We start from the raw sequence: 25,046 nt of genomic DNA on the forward strand, positions 1-25,046 counted from the left end.
CGTACGGGCCATCACAGCCTCCACGGCAGGAGCTGGAACGAAAGATTGAGCATGAAACGGGCCTTGCCCTTGACGTCCAATCCAAGCGGATCGTGCAATGGCACTGCCACGCCGGCATCGAGGCGAATGGAATCCTTGATCGCGGCCCGCAGGCCGCCGCCGACAGAAATCACCTTCTGCGGATCGATCCCGTCGAACGCGGCGTCATTGTTCCACACCCATGCCGCATCGGCGAAGGCGTAAGGCTGGAAAGCACTGCCACCGGCAACCTTGGGCAAGAGCGATCCCAGGCGGATTTCGCCGCGCACGCCAACGCCGCTGTCCCCGATCACTGCGCCCGGATCATATCCTCTGCCGACGGTGTAGTTACCGCCGGAAAACTCCTCGTAGGAGAGGAGCTTGTCGGGCGAGTATTGCGCACGGGGCTGAATGCTGAGCGTGACCTTGCGCACCGGACGATAATCGAAAACTCCAGAGGCTCGCAGGACAAAGCCCTTTGCAGTGCCCTCAATCCGGCTCGGCGTGACCTTTCCGAAGCCACGGCAACTGGGCGCATTGGCACCGACGCAGCCCTTGGTGGCGTCGAGGACGTCAAGCCCATGTCGAGCTTCGAGGGTCAGTCCCCATGACCAGTGTGGCTCGAACGGTGTGAAGCCGTCGCGGCCTGTCAGGCTCGGTCGGCTGATCCCGTTGGCATCGGCCCTGGCGTAGATTACCCGCAAGCGATCGCGGTTCAGCGGAATGCTGCCGAAGTCGAGATCCTGGTTGGATATCTGTCCCCCTGCGGCAATCGACAGGTTGTATGCCTGCGACCGTATGAGCGGAAAGCTGCCTTCCAGCGATGCCGACAATGTCCTCGAATGAAAATCGGCCCGCGTGTCCGTCACCGTCGGATTGGTCCAACCGTAGGTGAAGTCCCCGCGAAGGGCGAAGCCTTCCCCGCCAAGGCGCATTTCGTGGCCGAGTTGCAGCACTTTCTGCTCATGAAGGTCGGTGGTGGCAAAGAAGCTGGCTGTGGTGGAATCGCCCAGCCCGGTCAGCCCGTTGAATTGCATCCTGGCGAGACCGCTGTACCGACCGACTGCGCGAGAACCGTAGTTCTGCAGTCCGAGTTCAGCGTAGACTGGTACCCTCCTTACGGAAACCTCGCCGACGACTTCGCCCGGTGATCCTTCGAGCGGGCGAAGCGCCAGGCGTACATCCATGCCGGGCAGGTCCTTGGCCAGCAGCAGGTAACGCTCTGCGCGACGAGTGTTGAATACCGGGTCTCTGGTAAGCTTCTGGAGATACCTGAGGAGCGCCTGTTCCGACCGCCCCACATCACCTTTGACCTGTACCCGCTTGAGATGGGCAAGGAGCACATCCAGCCGGATCGTTCCTCCATCGATTTTCTGCGGCGGTACCTGCACCGCGGCGAGATATCCGGCCTGCCGCAGCTTGGTTGCGGCGCGATCGCGAATTTCGCAGATCACCGATACCGGCTGCTCCATTCCGACGAACTCGGCGTAGCTATCCGCCAGGTCGAAGCCCGGAAGATCCTGCATGCCGGTAAAGTTGACGGCCGAAAGCTTGAAGCGGATCCCGGCGAAATCAGGAGCAGCGAGAGGGCATGGCGCGCGTTCGACTTCGGACGTGTCGACCGTGACCGGGCCACTCCGATTGAGCGTTCCTTCTGCCACGCCACGCTGAATTTCTTCGCGCGTAGGAGGCTGGACGTTGCCCGGAGTGACCGACTGGGCAAGCGCCGCGCTCACCGAAAGAGACAGGGTCAGAAGGGGAAACAGGCCTGCCGCAGCCGTCCCGCGAAGCCTGAAAAACCGGGCTTTGTCTCGGAAACGAACTGGTATCGTGCCCCGAGGAAGGGCAAAGCAGCAACAGGATCGGCCATTTGAGTCGAATCTCCACAGGCGCGACCCGTGATGACTTAACTTGTTGGCCCGGTAAGGCTCTGTAACGTTGGGAATGACCTGTGGTGGAGAATCACCCTAAGTAGTTCCACTATGGATGTTGCTCTTGTATGTCCGGTTCTGCAAGCGTCGCCGCAAGCCAATCGAATTGCGCTTTGCAACCGTTGTCCAGCAACAGCGTGCCCAACGAGGCCGCATCGGCTGGAACGTCCTCAGGTTCGAGCATGACGATCCGGAACTCCGCCGCCTTGTCCGGCGCCGTTTCATCATAGATGCGGTAAGTGCGCCCTTCCTGCGGGGCGAGCATGGTCTTGGGCCAGGCGATGCCCACGGTCTTGGGCGGCCATTGCATGCGCACCATCTCGCCGCCCGCACTTTCGGTAAGCCAGGTAAAGCTTCGAGCCTTGGCTTCCTCTCGCCACAGATAAAGGTCGCTGCCACGGGGAACGCAGACGTTCCCGCCCTCGCTAGTGTCTGCCAGCCAGATGCTTACAGGCAGTACGTTTTCACCCGAGGTATCCCCGGCGCCGCGCACGGCCCCCGCCCTGACCGATGCAGGATTGCTGAGGGACCGCGCCAGAAGCGCCGCCGCACTGCGATCACGGTTCACTGCATTGTCGAGCGTGAAGGTGCCCACACCCCTGAGTACCCTCGTTCCGGCCTTGTCCAGAACAGTAACCACGTCGCCGGCTTTCAGCACGACCTGTGCATTCGCCGGGAGCCGCTTGCCCTTTGGGTACGAAGCGGCCGATGGACCGGTCGATCGTACGACAACGGCCTGTGCGAAGGCGCCGCTCGTTATTGTCGAAAGTGCTGAGGCAACAGCAATGCTGAACGTAACCAGTCCCTTGCGGCGCATTGTTCAGCCTCCGGCCTGGGTTGATTGCGCAAGGTTCGCAAGAAGATCGAGCTGCGCATTGCAGCCCTTGTCCGCCATGGCCCCTGCCACCTCAAGTTCGTCAGTCGGCACGTTGGTCATGACCACGGTGCGGATCTTTACCGGCGCGCCCACAGCATTGCTGAAAGTGTAGGTCTGCCCGTCGACGACGGGCACGCTGGCGGCCGGCCAGACCTTGAGCGCGCTTCCGGCACGCCAGGTTACATCCGCAGAGCTTCCGTCCTGCGAAAGCAGCTTGCCCGTGCCTTCCTCAACCTTTTCAGGACGCCAGAGCACGACAGTTGCAGGGTCGGCAATGCAATAGGTTCCGCCCTTGCTCACATCGATATACCAGACGTTCTCCGGGCCGGTCGGGGTGGCCAATGCCGGAGCGCTGGCGGCGCCACGGACAGCCCCTGTGCGCGTGCGCGAGGCGCCGCCGCGGGCCATCATTGCCGCGAGTTGCGTGCCTGCTGCGGCATCGCGGTTGACTTCGCCGTTGAGTGCGAAAGTTCCGGGACCGTTGAGAACCCGGGTCCCGGCCTTGTCGAGAACCGTTACATGGTCGCCGGACTTGAGGACGACCGACGCTCCTGCGGGCAACTTGCGCCCCTGCGGATAGGCGCCTGCCGAAGGTCCGGTTGACCGGACCACAACCGATTGCGCCATGGCATGGCCTGCCAGTGCAAGCCCGGCAATGGCCGACGCGCCCGCCACGAAGGCGCGCAACTGCTTGCCATCAACCAAGAACATAACTCTCTCCCTTGTGCGTTTGCCGCAACCTCTGGATCAAATTCATCATCGCGTCATCATCATGGACCGATTCGAGAATTGTGTCTGTGAGAGCTTTCACACGTTCCGCGTCTCCCTGCGCGTGCGCCTCGACCGCCGCGATCGCAAGCCCGCGCTGGTTCTCGGCCATGTCTGGAACCGGTTCGAAGATTTCAACAGGCGTCTTACGCCCCCGCAGCGTCACAGCCCCCATGGGACGGAACCAGTCAAGCCCGGACCGCTCGGCTGCTTCCCGGCTGACGAGCACGCGCGTGTCCAGCGGCTTGTTGGCGCCCTCAAGCCGGGCAGCAGTGTTCATGGCATCGCCAAGAGCGGTGTACTGTATCCGCCCTTCCCCCCGAAATTGCCGACGACCGCTTCGCCATAATGTACCCCACGCGGGTCCGTCCGATCTTGGGCACGCCTTCAGGCACCGACTTGCGAAACTCTTCGCCAGCGAGGTACATCGCCCATGCCGCCTTCACCGCGCGCTCACCGTCATCGGGGTAGGCAATCGGGGCGCCCCAGAAGGCGACCACGGCATCGCCGACGAACTTGTCGAGCGTGCCGCCATACTCGAGTACCACGGCACTGAGCCGGTCGAGATAGTCGTTCAGCAAGCGCGCGATCATTTCCGGCTCGACTGCATGCGTCAGCTTGGTAAAGCCTTCTAGGTCACTGAAAAGGCAGAATATCTCACGCTTTTCTCCGTGCAGCGAGAGGCGGTCCGGGTTGCGCATGATCTCTGATGCAACCGATCGAGGCAGGTATTTGCCAAGTGCGCCCTGCGCGAACTCACGCTGCGCTGCGTTGATGGCACGCAAGCCTGAACTGATGGCGGTATAGGCTATCAGCCAGCCAATCAGCCAGCCTGTCGCCGGCAGGTCCAGCGTGTCAAAGCCCGCCCGCTCCACAAGGAACGGCACCGCCAGGAACAGCGAAAACTGCGCAAGCACACCGATCGCCAAGACCCAGGTGCGGGTCTGGATCATGGCAGTGGCAGCGCCCAGCGCGACGGCGAGGATACCAGCCAGGATCTTCAGCCCCATCGCGGGCCGCTGCTTCCAGGCCTTGTCCAGCAGTTGCGCAAGCATCGATGCGTGGACTTCGACGCCAATCATGCGGGTTTCGCCGGTCACGGGATTCCCGGTCCGGGTAAAGGGCGTATCGAACTGGTCAAAATCCGAAAAGTCCCCGCCAATCAGGACGTAGCGCCCCTTGATTGCGTCCGCCACCAAGGGCGCCGTTTCAGGATCGGCCACAAGATCGATCGGGATCTTGTCGAACACTGGCCGGTCGCTCGCCGAGGGCACCCGATAGCGGATCGGTCCCGTAAAACTGGCGAAGCGCGGATCGGCATCGGCACTGCCTTGCGTCAGGGCGATGGATAGCAAAGGCGGCAACCCCGGATATTGCCGAGGCCAGCGGCGGGCAACACCGTCCGTATCTGTCTCAAGCAGGATCGAGGCGGGCTTGGTCATGGCCCCGCCTGCACTTTGCATGAAGGCGCGCAGGTCCTGCTCCTGCTCGTAGGTGATGGCCTCCGGATTAGTGCGGTTGTCAGCAAAGGCCAGAAAGACAGGCGTTTTCATTCCCTTGAGCGACGCCCTCAAGAGGTCATCATCATCCTGCGGGCTGTCGAACAGGACGTCGATACCGATGCCCTTCGCTCCCAGTTGGTCGATCTGCCCCAGTGCTTTGGCGAGGATCGTCCGGTCGACCGGAGAAATTTGTCCCGTCGCCCGATTTGTATCGGCCGTGTAGACGACCAGCGTGATACGCTTGTCGGTATCGGTCGGCGGGGCGAAATTGGCTGCACGCAAATCGTAAAGCGCCGCTTCCGCATCACGCAAAAGCGGCAGCCGCCAACTGTTCAGGGCAATGAACAGGGCCAACGCCAGCAGGATGAGCGCTACGAAACTGCGCTGCCAGCCAAGCTGCGACAGGCTGCGCCGCGCCGTCCTGCCAATCTCGCGCGGTCCTTCACTGACCACACGCGGCTCTTTGGCCATGCCTTAAATTCCCTCCGTTACCCGTGAAGGCGCCACGGCCGAACTTCCCCGGTGGCAACCATCCGCGCGCCCTGAGACACGAGCGGCCGGGCTCCGTCTCCGATAACCGCAAAGCCGGCCCAATAATAAGGGTGAGATGTATCGACATCGGACATGAGCGCCTGCTGCGCCTTGAGCAGGGCCTCTCCGGAGGCCGTGCCGGGCGCAGCGGCAAACAGACCGTTGATCAATCGCGCGGTGGCGTCGAAGTCGTCGGGCGCTGGCCAATGGCTGGCAAGGACGGATCGGCTTCCGGCACCGATGAACGCGCGGACCAGTCCTTCCAGCGCTGACCCGCCACCCGTGGCAAGGCCCGTCTCGCGCGTGGCAATCACGTCCGCTTCACCCGCCGTATCGCAGGCCGAAAGGATGACCATGTCAGCGTCGAGCTTCAGATCGAATATCTCGGCAAAGCTGAGCAGGCCATCCGACCCCTGCGCGCCGAATGACGTGACAAGCGCTGGCCGTGCCGCGCACGACGGCTGTGGCGGGGTAACGAGGCCATGCGTTGCAAAATGAAGAATGCGGAAATTGTCGAGGTCGCCCCGTGCCTTGATCGCCGTGTCCGAAAATGCCGAACCGACCATCAGATCGGTGCCCTGCCCGGAAAGCAGCATCCGGGCCTTGAGAAGCTCGGCCTCGGAGATGGGCCTGCTCCACGTCGTCAGCGGCCAGTCGCAATCGCTGCCTGTCGCCCCATCGCCCCCCTCACTCTCGAACCGACTTGCCCGCTCGATGCTACAACCGCAGCATTTCGGCCCATGCCGAGATAGGCCTCGTGCGCCTTCGAAGCAGGCTGCTTGCGGGCATCCATGAAGGACCGTGCAGACACCGCAGTTGAAACAAGCTTGTCTTTTGCAAGCCATTGAACAGCCCGTAGATCGAAGGGATCGCCGGCCGGGCTTTCGGCTTGCTTTAGGTATTCCTGTGCCGAACCTTCGTCGGCAATCAGCACATTTATCGGCAATTTCAGCATCGCCCCGTCTGGTTCGAAGATCAGATGCCGGGCTGCCTGCAGGTCCGATGCGACAGGACCAAACAAGGCCTTGTAGACGGCTACCGCCTCTTTTGCCGCAAAAGTGCCGGTTACATATTGCTTGCCATCGAAGCGCGAGATCGAGTCACGGACCGCCTTGACCGACGATTCCAATTCCGCCGCAGTGATGGGCGCCCGATAGCCAACGGCCTTGTCCTTGTTCGCAAAGAACACGAACACATCAGGACCTAGAACAGCCATCTTGGCGTAGGCCTCGTTCGGAGCGAGGCCTTCCTGAAGCTCCTTCTGACCAATTACACGCTGCGTCACAACGCGATAGCGGGCATAGTTGGCAAGTTCGATGACGGTTGCCTGTTCCTGCGCTTCGAGTTCGCTGACCCGTTTTGCAGCATCGGCAATCTCGTCAGTCCGGGCCGACGCATCATCCAGCCGTTGCAAGGCCGCATAGGTCATGCGGGCGCGTTCCACGGCGCGCGTCAGGCTGTTGGACTGCCGGAACAGCCGGGCGGCCTCGTCGCTGCCGCCTGACAGTTCGCGCGAAAGCACGGCCTGCGTTTCGGCAACGCCCGGACGCACCAGCACTTGAGATGCCTGGAAGAAGGCATCGCTCGTTCCCGCATCCCCATTCATTCGCGTGGCAAGCAGATCAAAATAGGGAGCCATCTGCCGAGACAGGCCGGAAAGACCGTTCTCGCGCTCGACCGAACGGGCCACGACCTGGCGGTAAAGCGGCTCTGCTTCCGACGGGCGCCCGCGACGCACGAGGAAAGCCGCCAGCCTTGCCTGGGCCGCTGCCATGCTGCGGGTTTCCGGATATTGTACGCCGACAATCTCGAGCGCAGAACGCAACAGCGCTTCTGCGTCAGACATCCGCCCCTCGTCTTCGGCAATCGTGGCAAGCTCGTTCAACACTTGCGCACGCATGCGCACGATCGAGACAACGCGGCCATTGCGCACTGCCAAAGCCCGTGCCTGCGCTTGCTCCAACGCAGAACGAGCCTCGGCCTTCCGCCCGACTAGACGCAATGCCGTGCCGCGCAATTGGAGGCTCTGTGCATCGAGGATCGTCGCGCGTTCATCATCTGTCAGCCGCAGATCGTCGACCAGTCCCATCGCATTGGCCGTCAGGTCCGAAGCGTTGATGCGTCGCGAGACCGATGGCGTAAGTTCCATGGTGTCGCGCAAGCTCTCCGCCCCCATCGCGCTGGTCTGGCGCAGGGGCTGCCCCAGCCGCTCGAGTGCCTGAGCGTAGCGCTCCTGGTTGAGAAGGTGGATTACCTCGTAATTGCGGCGCAGCCGCTCCACCACACCGCTGCCGGCAGGCATGGCGCCAGCCTCTGCAAACAGGCGGTCGGCTTCGGCGAACTGGCCAAGATTGGAACGTTGCAGCCCAGCGTTCACCAGGAACTCGACTCGGTCGATCGGCACATCGCCCGTCGACGCCTGCCGCTGGTCGAGCGTCTCGAAGTAGGCCGCAGCCTCGGCGTAATCGCCCGAATTGTTACGGCGATAGCCTTCTGCCAGCGCCGTTGCCGGATCAAGCGTCAGAGCCTGGATCCGGGCATAGGCTTCGGTGTCGTTTATCGAGGTCATGGCGATCTCGATCGGCTCGTCGATCAGGCGATCGGCATAGATCGAGCGCAGAGCCAGATCGAGCGCACCGTGGTAGGCGGAAAAGCCCTCCACCACGAAGGTTGTACTGCCCCTCGCCACGCTCACCACTTCGTAGGCCAGATCAGGATCGTTCCAGCGGCAATCCATCCGCATGCGCCCGGCAACTGAAGCGCGGCCTGCATCTTGGCAGGTGACTTTCTGGCGACGCCGATCCGCAAGGCGGGCCAGTTCGTCATCCTGTCCGTGCCGCAGCGCAAAGACATATCCGACCGGCAGGGCCGAATCCCGGCAGACGATGGCCCATGTCCTGTCCAGGGGCGACCGGTTGGCCTGATCCGTCGTGCGTGACTGGACCTGGCAGAGCGCCTTGCTGCCACCCGATCCGAGCGGGAAACTGTCGCGCAGGAGCAGCGATTCCTCAGCCGCCACTGCGTGCCCAACCGAAGGGCCGCACACCAACGCAAGCGCAGCAACGCCCGTCGCCAGTCTGATTCCGAAGCTCGCCAGTCGGTTACGCATCGCCTGCTCCCTCAGCCCGACCTCCACGATCCACGTGAACGCCAAGACCATTGCATCGAATAACTGCGTATCCCGAAGACTCTTGTGCCCTTTGCCACAGCATAGGCGCGTCAACCCGGCAATGCCAAGTGATACCCCGACGATGTGTGACAAAATGTCGCCGTCAGGCGTCAGAAGCCCTCAAAAGTAACAGCCTCTTCCAGCGCCGCGCGAGGTACTTCAAAACAATTTATGGCTGCGTCCTCATCGCGATAGCCGATCGCCAGCCCGCAGAAAAATACGTGGTCGTCGGGGATGGCGACGCATTCCCGGACTTGCTTCTGGTAAACTGCCCACGCTTCCTGCGCGCAGGAATCAAGCCCTGCCTCTCGCAGCAGAAGCATGACCGTCTGCAGCCACATTCCGATGTCAGACCACTGCGGCGGTCCCATGTAGCGTGGTGTATGGACCAGCATGAGCGCCGGGGCGCCGAAACCCCGGAAGTTGTGCATGAACTGCGTCAGGCGCCCGCGCTTGTCGTCCCGCTCGATACCAATCGCGGCGTACATCGCCTCGCCAACACCGAAGCGCCGCGCTTCGTATGCACCATCAAGCTCTGGCGGATAGATGGCGTATTCGGGCGCATGCGCATTGCGGCCGAGTGGTATGACGGCTCCTACGGTCTCGACCAGCCGGACGAGCGGCTTACCCGAAATGACGTGGGCATTCCATGGCTGGACGTTGCCACCCGATGGAGCCCTCTGAGCATTCGTGAGGACACGACGCAAGAGATCGAGCGGGACAGGATCCGGGCGGAAGCGGCGCACCGATCGCCGCGTCAGCACTGCGTCGGTTACATCCATGGAGCACTCAGAAGCCAAGGAACCGTACGTTGCCGTCAACCGGTTCGCGCTCGCGACTGAAGCCGTTCACGGGATTGCCTTCATCGCGATAGCCAATGGCGATGCCACAGAAGAAAATGTGGGTTTCATCAGAAACGCCAATGAACTCCTTGATAAGCCTGGCATACATCGAGAGAAATTCCTGAGGACAGGAATCAAGCCCCTCTTCGCGCAGAAGCAGCATGAACGTCTGCAGCCACATCCCGACATCGGACCACTGCGGTGGCCCCATGCGACGGTCGAAGTAGCACAGCAGCACGGCCGGAGCGCCGAAAGACGTGGCATTGTTGCGAACGAAGTCAGCCCTTGCATCCGCATCGGCGCGTCCCACGCCCATCGCCTGATACATGGCAGCGCCCACCGCATGAAGGCGCGCCTTGCATTCGGGGATGACCTCGGGATCCGACCACGAATACTCGATCGGATCCTGCATCGGTGACGACAACATCTTTGCCTGCAACTCGGCAAGCGGTGCGCCTGTCACGATGGTCGCTTCCCAAGGCTGAAAGTTGCACCCCGACGGCGCCCAGCGAGCCTTGTCCATCACGCGACGCAAGGTTTCAAGCGGCACGGGATCGGGCTTGAACGCCCGGATGGAACGACGGGAGAGAACGGCCTCGCTGACTGTCATGGTGCTCATGCCGGATTAACTGCCCGGTTAAACAAGCGTCGTCAAGCCGGACTTACTCGTCCTCGAATAGATCCGCCAACTGCTCGATGATCGTGCCACCGAGCTGCTCCGCGTCCATGATTGTCACCGCGCGGCGATAATAGCGGGTCACGTCATGGCCGATGCCGATGGCGACGAGCTGGACCGGGGACTGCTTCTCGATCCAGTCGATGACCTTGCGCAGGTGCTGCTCCAGATAACCGGCGTTGTTTACCGAAAGGGTCGAATCATCGACCGGCGCACCATCGGAAATGACCATCAGGATGCGACGATCCTCGGGCCGGGCCAGAAGCCGGGTATGTGCCCACAGAAGTGCTTCGCCGTCGATGTTTTCCTTGAGCAGGCCTTCGCGCATCATCAAGCCGAGGTTCTTGCGCGCGCGGCGCCAAGGCTCGTCGGCCTTCTTGTAAACGATATGGCGCAAATCGTTGAGGCGGCCGGGTTGGGAAGGTTTGCCACCGGCCAGCCAGGCCTCGCGGCTCTGCCCGCCCTTCCATGCGCGGGTGGTGAAGCCGAGCACTTCAGTCTTCACGCCGCAGCGCTCAAGCGTGCGCGCGAGAATGTCGGCGCTGATCGCAGCGATCGAGATCGGGCGACCGCGCATAGAGCCAGAGTTGTCGATCAGCAGCGTGACAATCGTGTCCTTGAACTCAACGTCGCGCTCAATCTTGTAGGACAGCGAATGCCCGGGCGAGATCACCACGCGGGCAAGGCGCGCGGCATCGAGCAGGCCCTCTTCCTGGTCGAAGTCCCACGAGCGGTTCTGCTGCGCCATGAGGCGGCGCTGCAGCCGGTTGGCTAGGCGCGTGACGACGCCCTGCAGGCCCTTGAGCTGCGTATCGAGATAGGCGCGCAGCCGCGTCAGCTCTTCCTCGTCGCACAGGTCCGTGGCCGAAACGACCTCGTCGAACTGCGTTGTGTAGCTCTTGTAGTCGAAGTTTTCTGGCAGGTCGGTCCATGGACGGTTCGGGCGCGTGGGCAGCATGCCCTCTTCGCCTTCGTCGGCCATGTCGGAGTCGGCGGCATCGTCATCCTGCTCGATTTCCTGCTCGGACTCCGAATCCTCGTCGCCTTCGCTGGTATCGCCCGCAACTTCGGAGGGCTGCTGCTCCTGATCGTCGGAGTTCGAAGGCTCTTCCTCGCCCTCGTCCTCCTGATCCTCGCCCTCGTCTTCCTGCGTATCCTCATCCTGTTCGGACGCGGACTGCGTGAGGTCGAGATGCTGCAGCATGTCGAGCGCGAGTTGCTGGAATGCCCGCTGGTTGTCGAGCGAAAGGGCAAGGCCTTCGATGTCCTCGCCGACCTTGCTCTCGATCCAGCTGCGCACCATTGCCATGCCGGTATCGGTCGACGCGGGTGATTCCTGCCCGGTCAGCTTCTCGCGCAGGAGCAGCGCCAGCGCCGTGGGCAGCGGCACGTCCTCGGGCTTGGCGGCGCGACTGATCGGGTCCGAGGCCATGCGCATGGCCAGCGCTGCACCGAGATTGCCGCGCATCCCGGCATAGGCGTTCGCACCCAGCGCCTCGTAGCGGACCTGCTCGACCGCATCGTAGCACGCGCGCGCCAGCGCTTCGGTCGGTGCATTGCGGCCATGCAGGCCAGCGTTGTGATGCCGCAGCCGCAGCGCCATCGAATCCGCGTGGCCGCGCGCTTCGGCCACCTGCTCTGCCGGAAGGGAACGCCCCGGCATCGGCACGCGCATCGACCGCCCGGACTGGACCGGCGCATCGGCCGTCCACGCCACCTCGACCTCGGGATCGAGCGAGATCGCCCGCGCGGTGCCCGTCAGCACCGAGCGGAAACGGTCGAGGGGAGTTTCGTCAGCCAATGCGCAAATGCCTGTGAGTCAGATGGATCAGCCGATCTTCTGGCCGGTCTTCGCCCAGTCCGCAAGGAAGCCTTCGATGCCCTTGTCCGTAAGGACATGTTTGAACAGGCCCTTGATCACGGCGGGCGGCGCAGTGATCACGTCGGCACCGATGCGTGCGCTTTCCAGAACGTGGACGCCGTGGCGGATCGACGCGACAAGGATTTCGGTCTCGAATGCGTAGTTATCATAGATCAGGCGGATGTCGCGGATCAGGTCCATGCCATCGAAACCGTTGTCGTCATGACGGCCGACAAACGGCGAGATGAAGGTTGCGCCGGCCTTGGCTGCCAGCAGCGCCTGGTTGGCCGAGAAGCACAGCGTCACGTTGACCTTGGTGCCGTCGTTGGTCAGCGCCTTGCAGGTCTTGAGGCCGTCGATGCTCAGCGGCACCTTGATGCAGACGTTATCGGCGATCTTCCGCAGGATCTCGGCTTCACGCATCATGCCTTCGTGGTCCAGAGCCACGACTTCAGCCGAGACCGGACCATCGACCAGACCGCAGATTTCGCGGGTCACTTCGATGAAGTCCTTGCCAGCCTTGGCAATCAGGGTCGGGTTGGTAGTCACGCCATCGAGAAGGCCGGTGGCGGCGAGGTCGGCGATTTCGGCGGTATCGGCAGTGTCGACGAAGAATTTCATGGGACGAGGCCTTCCAGCAGGGAGGAGTGATTCCCCCGTGCCTATAAGGAAAGCCTCGGCCAATGTCAGTGCCTGCGCGCGGGAATTTGTCAGACTACTTCAGGCCAAAAGCGGCTATCAGTACCGGATCGTTGGTCGAACGGGGGTCCGAACGGATGGCGGCCTCTTCCCGGCCGATCGCGCGGAAGATCGCATTGTCCGCCTCGTAAGCCAGCGAGTTTGCGATGCCGCCGACGTCCACACCGGTCAGCGCGCCCAGCACCTGCCCCAACAGTGGGTCACGGCTCACCCGGATCGCATCGCCGAATTCGGGCACCATGATCTCGACAAGGCTGGTCCCCATCTCCTGGTGCAGGAACGCCGTCGCCCCCATAGGGTCGCTGCCGCGCAGCAGCGCCAGAGCATTGCGAATGCCGATCGTCCGGACGGCGTCTGTCACCGCAGGCGCTGCGCGTTCCGCCGCGTCATAGGCCATGTCGTTGAACGCGCGCTGCAGACGGTCCCTGACGATCGGCCCGGTCAGAATTCGCGCGAGAACGCTGCCACGGTTGCCGATGGCCTCTGGCAGCGCAAGCCGCGTCACCTGATCGTCCCAGAACCCGCCCGGTGCCAGCAAGCGCGCGAAGGCCCGATCGGTCGACAGGAACAGCAAACGTCGCACCGCCTCTTCCAACGAGAACTGCGGATAGCTCGCGCAGCCGGCGACGGCGAGCACGGCAGCTGACGTCATGCCGCCAAGCAGGACCCGGCGGTTCAGGATGGTGGAAGCCTGCGACACGTTTTTCTCCTCAATTCCTTTGCGCCCGGGCTTTGCCCGTTGCGATGCAGCCCCATATAGACCGGCGAACATGAACCGCGTCCGATGCCTCGTCTTCAATTCCGCGCTCGGCCCGCTCGATTATCGCGTGCCCGCCGGTATGGACGTGGAACCGGGCAGCGTCGTCATTGCACCGCTCGGACCGCGGCAGATCATTGGCGTGGTCTGGGAAGCGGAACGGCTGCCGGGAACCGAAGTTCCGGATGCGAAGTTGCGCCCCCTCCTCCAGGTCCTCCCTGTCCCTCCCCTGCCTACACCCCTGCGACGCCTGATCGAGTGGACCGCCGACTATTACGTCGCACCGCTTGCAGCAGTGGCGCGCATGGCGCTGTCCAGCACGGCCGCGCTGCAGGGCGGCGGCACGGTAACCGAATATCGCCTGACCGGCCGCGAGCCGGGACGCATGACGCCCCAGCGCCTCATCGCTCTGGACCTGTTGCAGGATCAGCAGGCGACGATCCGCGAACTGTCGGAAATCGCCGGCGTCTCGGATGGCGTCCTGCGCGGTATGGTCAATGCCGGGCTGCTCGAACCGTTGGTTGTCGATTCTGACCGGCCTTATCCGCCCGCCGACGCCGGTTTCGCCGCGCCTGACTTGTCGGATGAACAAGCGGAAGTCGCTGCGCGCTTTGTCGCGGCGGTCAATGCACATGACTTCCATCCGTTTCTGCTCGACGGCGTGACGGGCTCGGGCAAGACCGAAACCTATTTCGAAGCGGTCGCAGCCGCGATCGAGCAAGGGCGGCAGGTCCTCGTGCTCCTTCCGGAAATCGCGCTTACCGAGACTTTCCTCAAGCGCTTCGAAGCGCGCTTCGGGGTGCCGCCGGTTACATGGCACTCTTCGCTCAAGTCGTCGGAACGGCGGCGCGCATGGCGGGCCGTGGCAGCCGGAACGGCGCAAGTGGTGGTCGGTGCACGCAGCGCACTGTTCCTGCCCTTCGCCCGCCTTGGCCTGATCGTCGTCGACGAAGCGCACGAGATCTCGTTCAAGCAGGACGACGGGGTGCGCTACAATGCCCGCGACGTTGCAGTGATGCGCGCGCATTTCGAGAAGGTGCCCGTCATCCTGGCGAGCGCCACCCCGGCACTGGAAAGCCTGCAGATGGCCGAAGCTGGCCGCTATGAGCGCGTGGTCCTGCCTGCGCGCTTCGGCGGAGCAACGATGCCTGACATCCAGATCGTCGACCTGCGCGAACAACAGCCCGAGCGCGGACACTGGATTGCGCCACCGTTGGTGGAGGCGCTGAAGAATCGGCTCGACAAGGGCGAACAGTCACTGCTGTTCCTTAACCGACGCGGCTATGCTCCGCTTACCTTGTGCCGGACTTGCGGTTATCGATTCCAGTGCCCGAACTGCTCCGCCTGGCTGGTCGAGCACCGCCTCTCGCGCCGCCTCGCCTGCCACCACTGCGGACATGAGATCCCGCCGCCCGATGCCTGCCCCGAATGCAGCGAGCCCGATTGCCTCGTCGCGTGCGGCCCGGGCGTGGAACGCATCGCTGATGAAGTCGCCGCGATCCTGCCTGAAGCACGCGTCGCGCTGGTCACCTCCGACACGCTGACCAGCCCTGCCAAGGCCGCCGAGTTCGTCGAGATGGCAAGCAACAAGGCGATCGACGTGATTGTCGGCACCCAGCTCGTCACCAAGGGCTATCACTTTCCCGAGCTTACGCTGGTCGGAGTGATCGACGCCGACATGGGTCTCGAGGGCGGCGATCTTCGCGCGGCCGAACGCACCTATCAGCAGGTCGCGCAGGTTGCAGGCCGCGCCGGCCGTGGCGAAAAACCTGGCGAGGTGCTGATCCAGACCCGGCACCCCGAAGCCCCGGTCATCGAGGCCCTGGCCAGCGGAGACCGTGACGCATTCTATGCCGCCGAAGCCGAAGCCCGGCGTGATGCCGGAGCGCCGCCTTTCGGTCGTTGGGCGGCAATAATCGTCTCCAGCGAGGACGAAGCCGAAGCGCGCGACGCTGCGAGGGGCATCGGAGGTTCCGCTCCGCGCCTTGACGATGTGCTGATCCTTGGCCCCGCACCCGCCCCACTATCGCTGCTGCGGGGCCGCTATCGCTATCGCCTGCTCATCAACGCTCGCCGTTCCACCGAACTGCAGCGGGTAATCCGCGACTGGCTCGACCCGCTGCGCTTCCCGCCGGGCGTGCGCGTCGCCGTTGATATCGATCCCTACAGCTTTGTCTGACCCTTAGGGTCAGGTTGAACGAAACCGCCACTCGGCCATTCCGCAAGGATGACCGGCCCCGTTCTCGTTCCGATCCTTGGCGACCAGCTTTCGCCCGACATCTCCAGCCTTGCCGACCGCAGGCCTGAGGACACTGTGGTCCTGATGATGGAAGTGGCCGAGGAGACCACTTACGTTCGCCACCACAAGGCCAAGATCGCGCTGATCCTCTCGGCCATGCGACACTTCGCCGAGGAATTGCGCGAAGCTGGCTGGATGGTCGATTACGTCCGCCTCGATGCCCCTGAAAACACCGGCAGCTTCACCGGCGAAGTTGCCCGCGCCATAACACGCCACAACGCACGCGGCGTGCAGTTTACCGAGCCAGGCGAATGGCGCGTACGGCAAGCAATGGAGCAGTGGCGCACAGACCTCCCCGTTCGCGTTCGCATCCTGCCCGATACCCGCTTCATCTGCCCCTACCCGACTTTTTCGAGTGGGGTGCAGGTCGCCGCGAATTGCGCATGGAGTGGTTCTACCGGGAGATGCGCCGCAAGACCGGGCTGCTGATGGATGGGGACAAGCCGGTCGGTGGCCGCTGGAACTTCGATGCGGAGAATCGCGGTGGCCCCGAAGCTGGCCTCGCCCCACCGGGGCTGCCGGCATTCAAGGCTGACGACACGACGCGCGAAGTGTTCGAAATGGTTTCAACCCGCTTCGCAAGGCACTTCGGCTCGCTGGACAAATTCGCTTGGCCGGTAACCCGTGCCGAGGCCGAGCAGGCGCGCGACGCTTTCCTCAAGGACCGACTGCCATTGTTCGGCAAGTATCAGGACGCGATGGTGACGGGACAGGATTTCCTGTTTCACGCCGTGCTCTCGCCTGCGATCAATATCGGCCTGCTCGACCCGCAGGACCTGTGCCAGCGCGCCGAAACGGAATGGCGCGAAGGCCGCGCACCGCTGGAAGCCGTCGAAGGCTTCATCCGCCAGATCATTGGCTGGCGGGAGTATATCCGCGGAATGTACTGGTTGGAAATGCCGGGGCTCGCTGATGCCAACGGCCTTGATGCCCACCGTCCGCTCCCCGAATTCTACTGGACGGGCGACACGCCGATGCACTGTATCGCCGAATGCGTTCGCACCACTCGGGACAATGCCTATGCCCATCACATCCAGCGGTTGATGGTGCTCGGCAATTTCGCGCTGCTTGCCGGCCTTGCCCCCGCGAAGTGGCCGAATGGTATCTGATCGTCTTTGCCGATGCCTATGAATGGGTCGAACTGCCCAATGTGGCGGGCATGATCCTTCATGCCGACAAAGGCCGTCTGGCGTCGAAACCCTATGCAGCCAGCGGCGCCTACATCGATCGCATGAGCGACTACTGCGGCAAATGCACTTTCAACGTGAAGCAGAAGACCGGCCCCGCTGCCTGCCCGTTCAATGCACTCTACTGGCACTTCCTTGCACGGAATGAAACGCGGCTGGCGGGTTACCATCGGCTCGCCCAACCCTATGCGACATGGCGAAGGATGAGCGAAGATCGGCGTCATGAATACATCGCCAGTGCCGAGGCTTTCCTGGACAGTCTTTCCGACCAGCCATCAACTTGGGGCTGAAATCGATCCGGTGAAGATTGTGCTTGCCGATAATGCCAGAATGAAGGACTGCTTCTTCCGAAGTGGTTTGACAATGGGTGGTTGATCCGGCGTGAATATTTCTGCGTTCAAGAAGTTCCTGCGGACCATCGCCGTAGGCGCAAGCATCTTTGCAGCAGCAACTACACCAGCCGCCGCAGAAAGCTGGTACAGACTCAACTCCCGCCATTTCGCGCTGCATAGTGCAGGCAGCGTCGAACTTGCCACGAAGTTGTCAAATGACCTCGAACGATTCGATTTTCTGGTACGGCAGATGTTCGGCATTCCGGATGATCCCAATGCCATGCCGCTGCCGATCTACTTGCTGCCGAACAAGGCTGCGGTCGGCGCAATGTACAAGGTCCCGGAGGTAGCGGGGTTCTTCTCGCATGACATCGAAGGCCGCTTCATCGTTTCGCATCGCGAAGTCGCCATGTCGGAACTCGAACTCGGTGCCCAGACTACCTTGTTTCATGAATACGCCCACTTCCTGATGTTCCGAAACTTCCGCTTCGCCTATCCCTCGTGGTACGTCGAAGGCTTTGCGGAGTATCTTTCCACCGTCGAATTCGACAGTCAGGGCCGCTTCGACCTTGGCCGCCCGGCCCGCCATAGAGCGTGGAGCCTTGCGCGGGACGACATGCCTCTGACCGATGTGCTGGCCGGCAAGCAGGGGCGCAATTCGGATCTGTTCTACGGCAAGTCCTGGCTGCTGGTGCACTTTCTCAGCACGAGCCAGGAGCGCAAGGGCCAGCTCGGCAATTACCTCTCGCTCGTGGCAGGGGGAATGCCGCCCGACCAAGCCGGCACCGCGGCATTCGGCGACCTCAAGAAGCTGGATCGTGAACTCGACAAGTACATGCGCGGCAGCATCAAGTTCTCACGCTCCGCCACGCCCTTGCCGCAACCGGCAGCTCCAGCCCTCGAACGCCTGTCGCCGGTCGAATCGGCCATTGTGCCGCCGCATATCATGCGCTTCATCGACAAGCGCGAGGAAGAGGCGCTTGGCGAACTGCGCCAGATTGCCATGGCGAATCCCCAGTCTGCCAATGCTGCTTACGAGGTAGCCAGAGCGGCACAGGCGCTCGCAAACAATACCGATGATACGGCTAAAGAGATTGCGTTGTGGAACGAGGCCGAGAAGTTCAACGAACTGGCGTTGAAACTCCAGCCCGAGATGACGCGGGCTAACCTTCTGAAGGGCGAAATCGAGATGCACAGGCTCGAGAACGTGTCCATCAGGGCGCCCGAGCGGTGGACAGCGGCCAGAAGCTGGATCCGCAAGGCCAGCGACGCGTCACCTTACGATTCCTTCGCGTTCTGGACGCTGTTCCAGAGCTACAGCGCCGAGACGGCGCAAATACCGGGCCAGGCGCGCTACGCCTTGCGGCGAGCGCTCGAACTGGCGCCAGAGGCCAGCAGCATTCGCGCAGCCTTTGCCTGGGACCAGGCGAACCAGGGGCGATTCGATGACGCTATCGCCCACGCCCGCATTCTCGCCAACGATCCTCACGGCGGGCCGTACGGCAAGTCGCTTCTCACTCGGATAGAGCGTTGGAAGTCGACCGGACAGGTGGAGAAACCTTGCTCGGCCGATGACGAGGCCTGCGCAGAGGACTGAAGCCCTGGCGCCGGCGAACTGAAAGGTCCGTCAGCGCCGCGCCCACATGGGCGGCCTTATACCGCCCTCACGAATGACGCGCAGGAGCAGGAGCAAGCCCGCGCCGGTCGCCACCAGCATGGCGATCACGCTTGCCTCCAGGCCGAACGCGCCGCCGGTCAGCCAGTCAGGTCCGTTGCGGGTCGTTATCAGCAGGCCCTCGGGCGCATTGCCCCTGATACCGGCACGCTGAATACCCACCCTTGGGTGAAATTCCACGCGGCATGAATGCCGATCGGAATCCACAACCGTCGTTTCCAGAGGTATGCCGCGCCCAGCAGGATGCCGGCTTCCATTGCAATGGCGAAAGCGGCAAACAGGCTCGCCCCGTCGTTGGCCAGGTGCGCAGCACCGAACAGCGCCGAGGTCACAACCAGCGCTGTCCAGGTGCCAAGCATTGCCTCGACGTGCCGCAGCAGTATGCCCCGGAACAGAATCTCCTCGATCGTCCCCGAGGTGACCGCCATCACCAGCATCGCCCACAGCGCGCCAATGCCATTCACGCCTTCGACGGACAGTCCGCCCAGCAGCGCGACAATCCCCGTCATCAGGGTGAAAAGTGCGCCGCCGATCAGAATTCCAAGCGGCAGGTCCTTGGTCATGGTCGCAAGCGGAAGATCGTGGGCCGACCGCCGCTCGATCCAGCGAGTGCAAGCGAGAAAGACCAGTATTGCCAGAACAGCCACGCCAAGGCCGCCAAGGAAGTAGCCGGGCGTTCCGTGCGAAAACAAACCTTTCAGACCAACCGTCGCAGCAGACGCAGCCATGGCGACGGCAAGGAACTCGAGAACCATCAGTGTCAACGGGAAGGCGATGATCCTGCGCAAGATGCCCGGTCTTGCCGTCTGAAGATCGTCCATGCCTTACCCCCGGTTGGTTTCGCGCTCCTTGTCGAGCAATCGCTGCTTGATCTCAAGCCCATAGGCATAGCCGCCAAGCGAGCCGTCCGAGCGGATCACGCGATGGCACGGGATCAGCACCGCCACGTTGTTGGCCCCGTTGGCCGATCCCGCCGCGCGCACCGCGCCGGGCTTGCCGACCGCTGCGGCGATTTCGGCATAGGAGCGCGTCTCTCCCGTTGGAATGGCCCGGAGTGCCTGCCACACCGCTTCCTGGAAAGCAGTGCCCTTCACGTCGAGCGGGATATGCGAATGGTCTCCCGGCGTCTCCACCGCCGCAATCACTTCCTCAAGCAGGCCTGCGAAATCTTCGCCGCCCTGCTCCAGCGCGGCATTGGGAAAGCGCGCACGCAAAGTCGCCGCGTCCTCGTTGAAAGACAGTCGGCAAATGCCGCGTTCTGTCGCCGCGACCAGCATCGCGCCCAGCGAGGTCGGCACCACTGCCCAGCGGATCGTCACGCCGCGCCCGCCGTTTGCCCAAGCCGAAGCCGTCATGCCCAAGCGCTCCTCTGCCGCAGCGTAAAATCGCGAAGGTCCGGAAAACCCGGCGTCATAGATCGCATCGCTGATCTTGCCCGCGCCCGAAAGCGCTTCAGCCATGCGCTCCTTCTGCAGCGCGCGCGCATAGGCCGCGGGCGAAAGCCCGGTCGCCTTTGCAAAAACCCGCTGAAAGTGCGTTGGCGAATAGCCGCAGCGCTCGGCAAGGTCGGCAAGCGCCAAAGGCTGCCCCGCCGCCTTGATCGCCTTGATCGCCATCAACACCGCGCGTTCATCGCGCGAAACGTCATCGGGCGAACAGCGCAGACATGGGCGCAAACCGGCCTCTCTTGCCGCAACCCCGTCGGAAAAGAACTGGACATTGGCACGACGTGGATGCCGGGCCGGACAGGATGGACGGCAATAGATGCCGGTGCTCAGCACGCCGGTGACGAAACGCCCGTCAAAAGCGCGATCGCGCGCCAGCACAGCACGCCAGGCTTCATCGTCGGGAATGTCCGCAGTTGCGCCCATGTCCTGTCGATAATGCGCAGAACGATCTCGGCAAGCCTGTGTCACATCGCGCATCGCTTCGTCTCCTCGTTGTGGAGAGAATCTGGCCACACTGCGCCACCAAAGCGTCCCGCACCTTGCGGTCAAAGCAAATCAGCGCAAAAAGCGCCTCCATGCGTGTCGCCAAACAGTTAATCGCCTTTCTGGTTGCCCTACTGGCGCTTGGATCCGCACCGGTAGCTCTGGCCGACCCGGCCGACATCAGCGCGGCAAGCCGCTCCGTGGTTCGCGTGGTGATTATAGAAAGCGATGGGGATCGGGCCCGGCTGATCACCCATGGCACAGGATTTGCCGTAACCCCGAACCTGATCGTCACCAATGCCCACGTCGTCGAAGAGCTGCGCGGGGACGACACGCTCATCGCTGGCGTCGTCCCGGCGGAAGGCCGCAACGGCTATCCGGCCAAGCTGGTTGCCTATTCGCCCGGCAATGATCTTGCGTTGTTGCGCATCGAAGGTGGCGGCACCCTTACGCCGATCACGCTCTTTCCCGGCGCACCAACGGACGGTTCCGAGGTCTATGCCGTGGGCTATCCCGGCAACGTCGATCTGGCGCAGGGGCTGTCGATGGCCGATCTTGTCACGCCGCAGGAAGCGGTCAAGACGCGCGGCTATCTGTCAGGTGGGCGCTCTTCGAGGTCATTCGATACCCTTTTGCACACCGCCCCGCTGGGATCGGGCAACTCGGGCGGACCACTGCTCGATTCCTGCGGCCGCGTGATCGGCGTCAACTCCTTCGGCACGGTCAGCGACAACAGCACCGATTCGTCGTTCTATTTCGCCATTTCGATGCGCGAGCTCTCGGCCTTCCTGCTCCGCGCCAAGGTTGATGTGCACAGCAGCGGCCTGCCCTGTCGCTCGATCGCGGACCTCGATCGCGCCGAAGCGCAACGCGCGGCGGGAGAGCAGGCGCGCATGGCCGCCGAACGCGACGCACGCGCGCAAGCCAGCCAGCAGCAGTTCGAAACTGCGCGCCGCGAGGCCGAAATGGCAGTCCTGTCCGAGCGCGACAACGGCATGGCACTGGCCGCACTGCTTCTCGTCGGTGCACTTGGCGCCGGTGGCTGGGGCATGGTCCAGGCCTCCAGACGCCGCGGCAAGTTCCAGCGCAAACACATCTTTGGAGCCGCAGCCTTGCTGGTGTCTGCCGTCGCTGTCTGGTTCCTGCGGCCGTCACTTGCATCGATAGACAGTCGCGCACGGGAAAAGCTCGAACAGCCACACACGTCCTCCAGCGCATCGGCAGCAGCACTCGATCGTGCCGGCTCCGGACGCATGATCTGCGTGCTCGATCCCGAACGGAGTCGCGTCACTGTTTCGGATATCACCGATGTTCCGATCGAGTGGACTGAAAGCGGCTGCATGAACGGAAAGACCCAATACGGCCTCGCCAACGATGGCTGGAGCCGAATCCTTGTCCCGAATGGCGAGGAGACGGTCTCGGTGAATTCGTATGATCCACAATCCCGGACCTACACGGTGGAGCGGTTTCTGGTGGGTCTGGATGCCATGACCGAGGCTCGCGCCGCACGCGCCAAGCTCAATGCGCCCGCATGCGGCGCGGGCGAAGAAGCTGCACGCCAGTTCGGCCAGAACCAGCAGTCAATCAAGGCGCTTCTGCCGCCTGAACCCAACGAACGGATGCGCTACAACTGCCAACCCGCTCCCTGATCGCCCCGCATCAGGAAAAACACGATCATACCTATGCACAAGAAGCCAAGTCGCATCTTGTCATATCGGCCTGACGTTGCTAGGCGCGCCCCGTCTGCAGGCCACCCGGTGTTCATCGCCGGGCAATGGTCTGCCTCGGCTTATCCTGGATGAAGGAACTTCGGCGCGTGGAGATTTCCAGCGGCATTACGGCCAGCCTGTCAGGGCGTTACGCCTCGGCACTGTTTGATCTGGCCAATGAGCAGGGCTTTGTGAACGCCGTCGAGGGCGATCTCGAGAAGCTCGATGCTGCACTGCGCGAATCGGCTGACCTCAAGGGCCTGATCGGCAACCCGCAGCTCGGCCGCGATGCAGCAGGTCGCGCGATGGATTCGGTTGCCGGCCTGCTCGGCCTTGGTGACCTGACCAGGAAGTTCCTCGGCGTGCTCGCTTCGAACCGCCGCCTCTCGGCCCTGCCCGACGTGATCCGCGCCTTCGGCCATATCGCTGCCGCCCATCGCGGCGAAGTCAGCGCCGAAGTCGCCAGCGCTCACCCGCTCGACGATGTACAGGTCGCCGCCCTCACTGAAAAGCTGAAGGCCCGCACCGGCAAGTCGATCAAGCTCAAGACCAGTGTCGATCCCGACATTCTCGGTGGCCTCGTCGTCAAGATCGGCAGCCAGATGATCGACAGCTCGATCCGCACCCGTCTCAATTCTCTCGCCCAGGCGATGAAGGCCTAACGGCCCGCACAGGTTCCAGGAAGGACAGAACATGGAAATCCGCGCCGCTGAAATCTCGAAGGTCATCAAGGACCAGATCGCCAGCTTCGGCACCGACGCACAGGTCTCGGAAGTCGGGTCGGTTCTCTCGGTGGGTGACGGTATCGCCCGCATCCACGGTCTCGACAAGGTCCAGGCCGGTGAGATGGTCGAATTCGCCAACGGCGTGAAGGGCATGGCCCTGAACCTCGAAGCCGACAACGTCGGCGTCGTGATCTTCGGCTCGGACTCCGAGATCAAGGAAGGCGATGTCGTCAAGCGCACCGGCACCATCGTTGACGTTCCCGTTGGCAAGGGTCTGCTCGGCCGCGTGGTCGATGCCCTTGGCAACCCGATCGACGGCAAGGGTCCGATCGTCGACGCCACCCGCACCCGCGTCGAAGTCAAGGCTCCGGGCATCATCCCGCGCAAGTCAGTGCATGAACCCGTGCAGACCGGCCTCAAGGCGATCGACGCCCTCGTTCCCGTCGGCCGCGGCCAGCGCGAATTGATCATCGGTGACCGTCAGACCGGCAAGACCGCCGTCGCGATCGACACCTTCATCAACCAGAAGGCCGTCAACGCCGGCACCGACGAAGGCAAGAAGCTCTACTGCATCTACGTCGCCGTCGGCCAGAAGCGTTCGACCGTCGCGCAGATCGTCCGCCAGCTCGAAGAGAACGGCGCGATGGAATACTCCATCGTCATCGCCGCCACCGCTTCGGAACCGGCTCCGCTCCAGTACCTCGCTCCCTACACCGGTGCGACGATGGGCGAATTCTTCCGCGACAACGGCATGCACGCCGTGATCGTCTATGACGACCTTTCCAAGCAGGCCGTTGCCTATCGCCAGATGTCGCTGCTGCTCCGCCGCCCGCCGGGCCGCGAAGCCTACCCCGGCGACGTGTTCTATCTCCACAGCCGCCTGCTTGAGCGCGCTGCAAAGATGAACGACGAAAACGGCGCTGGCTCGCTCACCGCCCTGCCGATCATCGAAACCCAGGCGGGCGACGTGTCGGCCTACATTCCGACCAACGTGATCTCGATCACCGACGGTCAGATCTTCCTTGAAACCGGCCTGTTCTACCAGGGCATCCGTCCGGCCATCAACGTCGGTCTGTCGGTGTCCCGCGTCGGCTCCTCGGCCCAGACCAAGGCGATGAAGAAGGTTGCCGGCTCGATCAAGCTCGAGCTCGCCCAGTACCGCGAAATGGCGGCATTCGCCCAGTTCGGTTCGGACCTCGACGCCTCGACCCAGAAGCTCCTCAACCGCGGTGCGCGCCTGACCGAGCTGCTCAAGCAGCCGCAGTTCTCGCCGCTCGGCTTCGAAGAGCAGACCTGCGTGATCTTCGCCGGCACCCAGGGCTACCTCGACAGCGTTCCGGTGAACCGTGTCACCGAATACGAAGCCGAACTGCTCAGCTTCCTGCGTTCGCAGCATGCCGACCTGCTCGGCCTGATCCGCGACACCAAGGACCTTGGCGACGAAGCCAAGGGCAAGCTGGTCGCGGCGCTCGACGCTTTCGCAAAGCAGTTCGCCTAAGTCTTTGAAGTCAACGCCACCCCGTCCTGCGCGGCGGGGTGACGGATAAGGGAGCCGTC

General features: G+C 63.0%; 18 protein-coding genes and 2 pseudogenes. 6 read left to right on the forward strand and 14 right to left on the reverse strand.

What is annotated here, in order from left to right:
• Nucleotides 1-11 precede the first annotated feature (11 nt).
• The 11 genes and pseudogenes from C7W88_RS14935 to C7W88_RS14985 all read right to left on the reverse strand — a co-directional run bounded on the left by C7W88_RS14935 (nt 12) and on the right by C7W88_RS14985 (nt 13,574).
• Nucleotides 12-1,754 carry a ShlB/FhaC/HecB family hemolysin secretion/activation protein gene (locus C7W88_RS14935; protein WP_118074146.1) on the reverse strand — a complete coding sequence of 581 codons (1,743 nt, stop codon included), beginning with the start codon at nt 1,752-1,754 and terminating at the stop codon, nt 12-14.
• A gap of 244 nt (nt 1,755-1,998) precedes the next feature.
• Nucleotides 1,999-2,766, reverse strand: a complete 768-nt coding sequence (locus C7W88_RS14940; RefSeq protein WP_118074147.1) for a hypothetical protein — start codon at nt 2,764-2,766, stop codon at nt 1,999-2,001.
• Between the two features lie 3 nt (nt 2,767-2,769).
• A complete protein-coding gene (locus C7W88_RS14945) occupies nt 2,770-3,537 on the reverse strand; it encodes a hypothetical protein (RefSeq protein WP_118074148.1) in 768 nt (255 codons plus the stop codon).
• Nucleotides 3,524-3,874 carry a hypothetical protein gene (locus C7W88_RS23800; RefSeq protein WP_240344698.1) on the reverse strand — a complete coding sequence of 117 codons (351 nt, stop codon included), beginning with the start codon at nt 3,872-3,874 and terminating at the stop codon, nt 3,524-3,526. Before C7W88_RS23800 ends, C7W88_RS14945 begins: the two co-directional genes overlap by 14 nt.
• Nucleotides 3,852-5,567 carry a CHASE2 domain-containing protein gene (locus C7W88_RS14950; RefSeq protein ID WP_240344699.1) on the reverse strand — a complete coding sequence of 572 codons (1,716 nt, stop codon included), beginning with the start codon at nt 5,565-5,567 and terminating at the stop codon, nt 3,852-3,854. Before C7W88_RS14950 ends, C7W88_RS23800 begins: the two co-directional genes overlap by 23 nt.
• A gap of 17 nt (nt 5,568-5,584) precedes the next feature.
• Nucleotides 5,585-8,787 (reverse strand): annotated as a pseudogene (locus tag C7W88_RS24520) (CHAT domain-containing protein).
• A 119-nt stretch (nt 8,788-8,906) separates the two neighbouring features.
• Nucleotides 8,907-9,617: a nitroreductase gene (locus C7W88_RS14965; RefSeq protein WP_305036983.1), complete on the reverse strand. Its 711-nt coding sequence runs from the start codon at nt 9,615-9,617 to the stop codon at nt 8,907-8,909.
• Nucleotides 9,586-10,257 carry a nitroreductase gene (locus tag C7W88_RS14970; protein ID WP_346766788.1) on the reverse strand — a complete coding sequence of 224 codons (672 nt, stop codon included), beginning with the start codon at nt 10,255-10,257 and terminating at the stop codon, nt 9,586-9,588. The genes C7W88_RS14965 and C7W88_RS14970 overlap by 32 nt, the downstream gene beginning before the upstream one ends.
• A 43-nt stretch (nt 10,258-10,300) precedes the next feature.
• Nucleotides 10,301-12,115 carry a cobaltochelatase subunit CobT gene (gene cobT, locus C7W88_RS14975; protein WP_118074152.1) on the reverse strand — a complete coding sequence of 605 codons (1,815 nt, stop codon included), beginning with the start codon at nt 12,113-12,115 and terminating at the stop codon, nt 10,301-10,303.
• A gap of 27 nt (nt 12,116-12,142) precedes the next feature.
• A complete protein-coding gene (gene fsa / locus C7W88_RS14980; RefSeq protein ID WP_118074153.1) occupies nt 12,143-12,796 on the reverse strand; it encodes a fructose-6-phosphate aldolase in 654 nt (217 codons plus the stop codon).
• A 94-nt stretch (nt 12,797-12,890) separates the two neighbouring features.
• Nucleotides 12,891-13,574: a DUF4197 domain-containing protein gene (locus C7W88_RS14985; RefSeq protein WP_118074803.1), complete on the reverse strand. Its 684-nt coding sequence runs from the start codon at nt 13,572-13,574 to the stop codon at nt 12,891-12,893.
• A 70-nt stretch (nt 13,575-13,644) separates the two neighbouring features.
• On the opposite strand from C7W88_RS14985, the gene C7W88_RS14990 reads away from it, so the two are divergent.
• The 3 genes and pseudogenes from C7W88_RS14990 to C7W88_RS15000 all read left to right on the forward strand — a co-directional run bounded on the left by C7W88_RS14990 (nt 13,645) and on the right by C7W88_RS15000 (nt 19,046).
• Nucleotides 13,645-15,810, forward strand: a complete 2,166-nt coding sequence (locus C7W88_RS14990) for a primosomal protein N' (protein WP_118074154.1) — start codon at nt 13,645-13,647, stop codon at nt 15,808-15,810.
• Between the two features lie 48 nt (nt 15,811-15,858).
• Nucleotides 15,859-17,407: pseudogene (locus C7W88_RS14995) on the forward strand (cryptochrome/photolyase family protein).
• Nucleotides 17,408-17,498: 91 nt separating this feature from the next.
• Complete coding sequence (locus C7W88_RS15000) at nt 17,499-19,046, forward strand: hypothetical protein (protein WP_118074155.1); 1,548 nt, start codon at nt 17,499-17,501, stop codon at nt 19,044-19,046.
• Between the two features lie 30 nt (nt 19,047-19,076).
• Here C7W88_RS15000 and C7W88_RS23810 read toward each other — a convergent pair whose 3' ends face one another.
• The 3 genes from C7W88_RS23810 to ada are packed head-to-tail and all read right to left on the reverse strand — an operon-like array spanning nt 19,077 to nt 20,995.
• Nucleotides 19,077-19,286 carry a hypothetical protein gene (locus tag C7W88_RS23810; RefSeq protein ID WP_240344700.1) on the reverse strand — a complete coding sequence of 70 codons (210 nt, stop codon included), beginning with the start codon at nt 19,284-19,286 and terminating at the stop codon, nt 19,077-19,079.
• Entirely contained in the window at nt 19,235-19,945 is a 711-nt protein-coding gene (locus C7W88_RS15005) for a CPBP family intramembrane glutamic endopeptidase (RefSeq protein WP_240344701.1), read from the reverse strand. The genes C7W88_RS23810 and C7W88_RS15005 overlap by 52 nt, the downstream gene beginning before the upstream one ends.
• Before the next feature lie 3 nt (nt 19,946-19,948).
• Entirely contained in the window at nt 19,949-20,995 is a 1,047-nt protein-coding gene (gene ada / locus C7W88_RS15010; RefSeq protein WP_118074156.1) for a bifunctional DNA-binding transcriptional regulator/O6-methylguanine-DNA methyltransferase Ada, read from the reverse strand.
• 152 nt (nt 20,996-21,147) lie between these two features.
• Here ada and C7W88_RS15015 point away from each other — a divergent pair, with 152 nt between their 5' ends.
• The 3 genes from C7W88_RS15015 to atpA all read left to right on the forward strand — a co-directional run bounded on the left by C7W88_RS15015 (nt 21,148) and on the right by atpA (nt 24,987).
• Nucleotides 21,148-22,704 (forward strand): S1C family serine protease, encoded by a 1,557-nt coding sequence (locus C7W88_RS15015; RefSeq protein WP_240344702.1) that lies wholly within the window; start codon nt 21,148-21,150, stop codon nt 22,702-22,704.
• A gap of 167 nt (nt 22,705-22,871) precedes the next feature.
• Nucleotides 22,872-23,426: a F0F1 ATP synthase subunit delta gene (locus C7W88_RS15020; protein WP_118074804.1), complete on the forward strand. Its 555-nt coding sequence runs from the start codon at nt 22,872-22,874 to the stop codon at nt 23,424-23,426.
• Nucleotides 23,427-23,457: 31 nt separating this feature from the next.
• The gene (atpA, locus tag C7W88_RS15025; protein ID WP_118074158.1) at nt 23,458-24,987 is read left to right on the forward strand and encodes a F0F1 ATP synthase subunit alpha; all 1,530 of its coding nucleotides are present in this window, start codon (nt 23,458-23,460) and stop codon (nt 24,985-24,987) included.
• Nucleotides 24,988-25,046: the final 59 nt, after the last annotated feature.

Source organism: Novosphingobium sp. THN1 (assembly GCF_003454795.1).
Taxonomy (GTDB): Bacteria; Pseudomonadota; Alphaproteobacteria; order Sphingomonadales; family Sphingomonadaceae; genus Novosphingobium.

Coding starts and splice junctions, on each gene's coding strand:
- C7W88_RS14940 (WP_118074147.1), bottom strand. CDS start 2,766: ATGCGCCGCAAGGGACTGGTTACGTTCAGCATTGCTGTTGCCTCAGCA.
- C7W88_RS14945 (WP_118074148.1), bottom strand. CDS start 3,537: ATGTTCTTGGTTGATGGCAAGCAGTTGCGCGCCTTCGTGGCGGGCGCG.
- C7W88_RS23800 (WP_240344698.1), bottom strand. CDS start 3,874: ATGAACACTGCTGCCCGGCTTGAGGGCGCCAACAAGCCGCTGGACACG.
- C7W88_RS14950 (WP_240344699.1), bottom strand. CDS start 5,567: ATGGCCAAAGAGCCGCGTGTGGTCAGTGAAGGACCGCGCGAGATTGGC.
- C7W88_RS14970 (WP_346766788.1), bottom strand. CDS start 10,257: ATGAGCACCATGACAGTCAGCGAGGCCGTTCTCTCCCGTCGTTCCATC.
- fsa (WP_118074153.1), bottom strand. CDS start 12,796: ATGAAATTCTTCGTCGACACTGCCGATACCGCCGAAATCGCCGACCTC.
- C7W88_RS14990 (WP_118074154.1), top strand. CDS start 13,645: ATGAACCGCGTCCGATGCCTCGTCTTCAATTCCGCGCTCGGCCCGCTC.
- C7W88_RS15005 (WP_240344701.1), bottom strand. CDS start 19,945: ATGGACGATCTTCAGACGGCAAGACCGGGCATCTTGCGCAGGATCATC.
- ada (WP_118074156.1), bottom strand. CDS start 20,995: ATGGGCGCAACTGCGGACATTCCCGACGATGAAGCCTGGCGTGCTGTG.
- C7W88_RS15015 (WP_240344702.1), top strand. CDS start 21,148: ATGCGTGTCGCCAAACAGTTAATCGCCTTTCTGGTTGCCCTACTGGCG.
- atpA (WP_118074158.1), top strand. CDS start 23,458: ATGGAAATCCGCGCCGCTGAAATCTCGAAGGTCATCAAGGACCAGATC.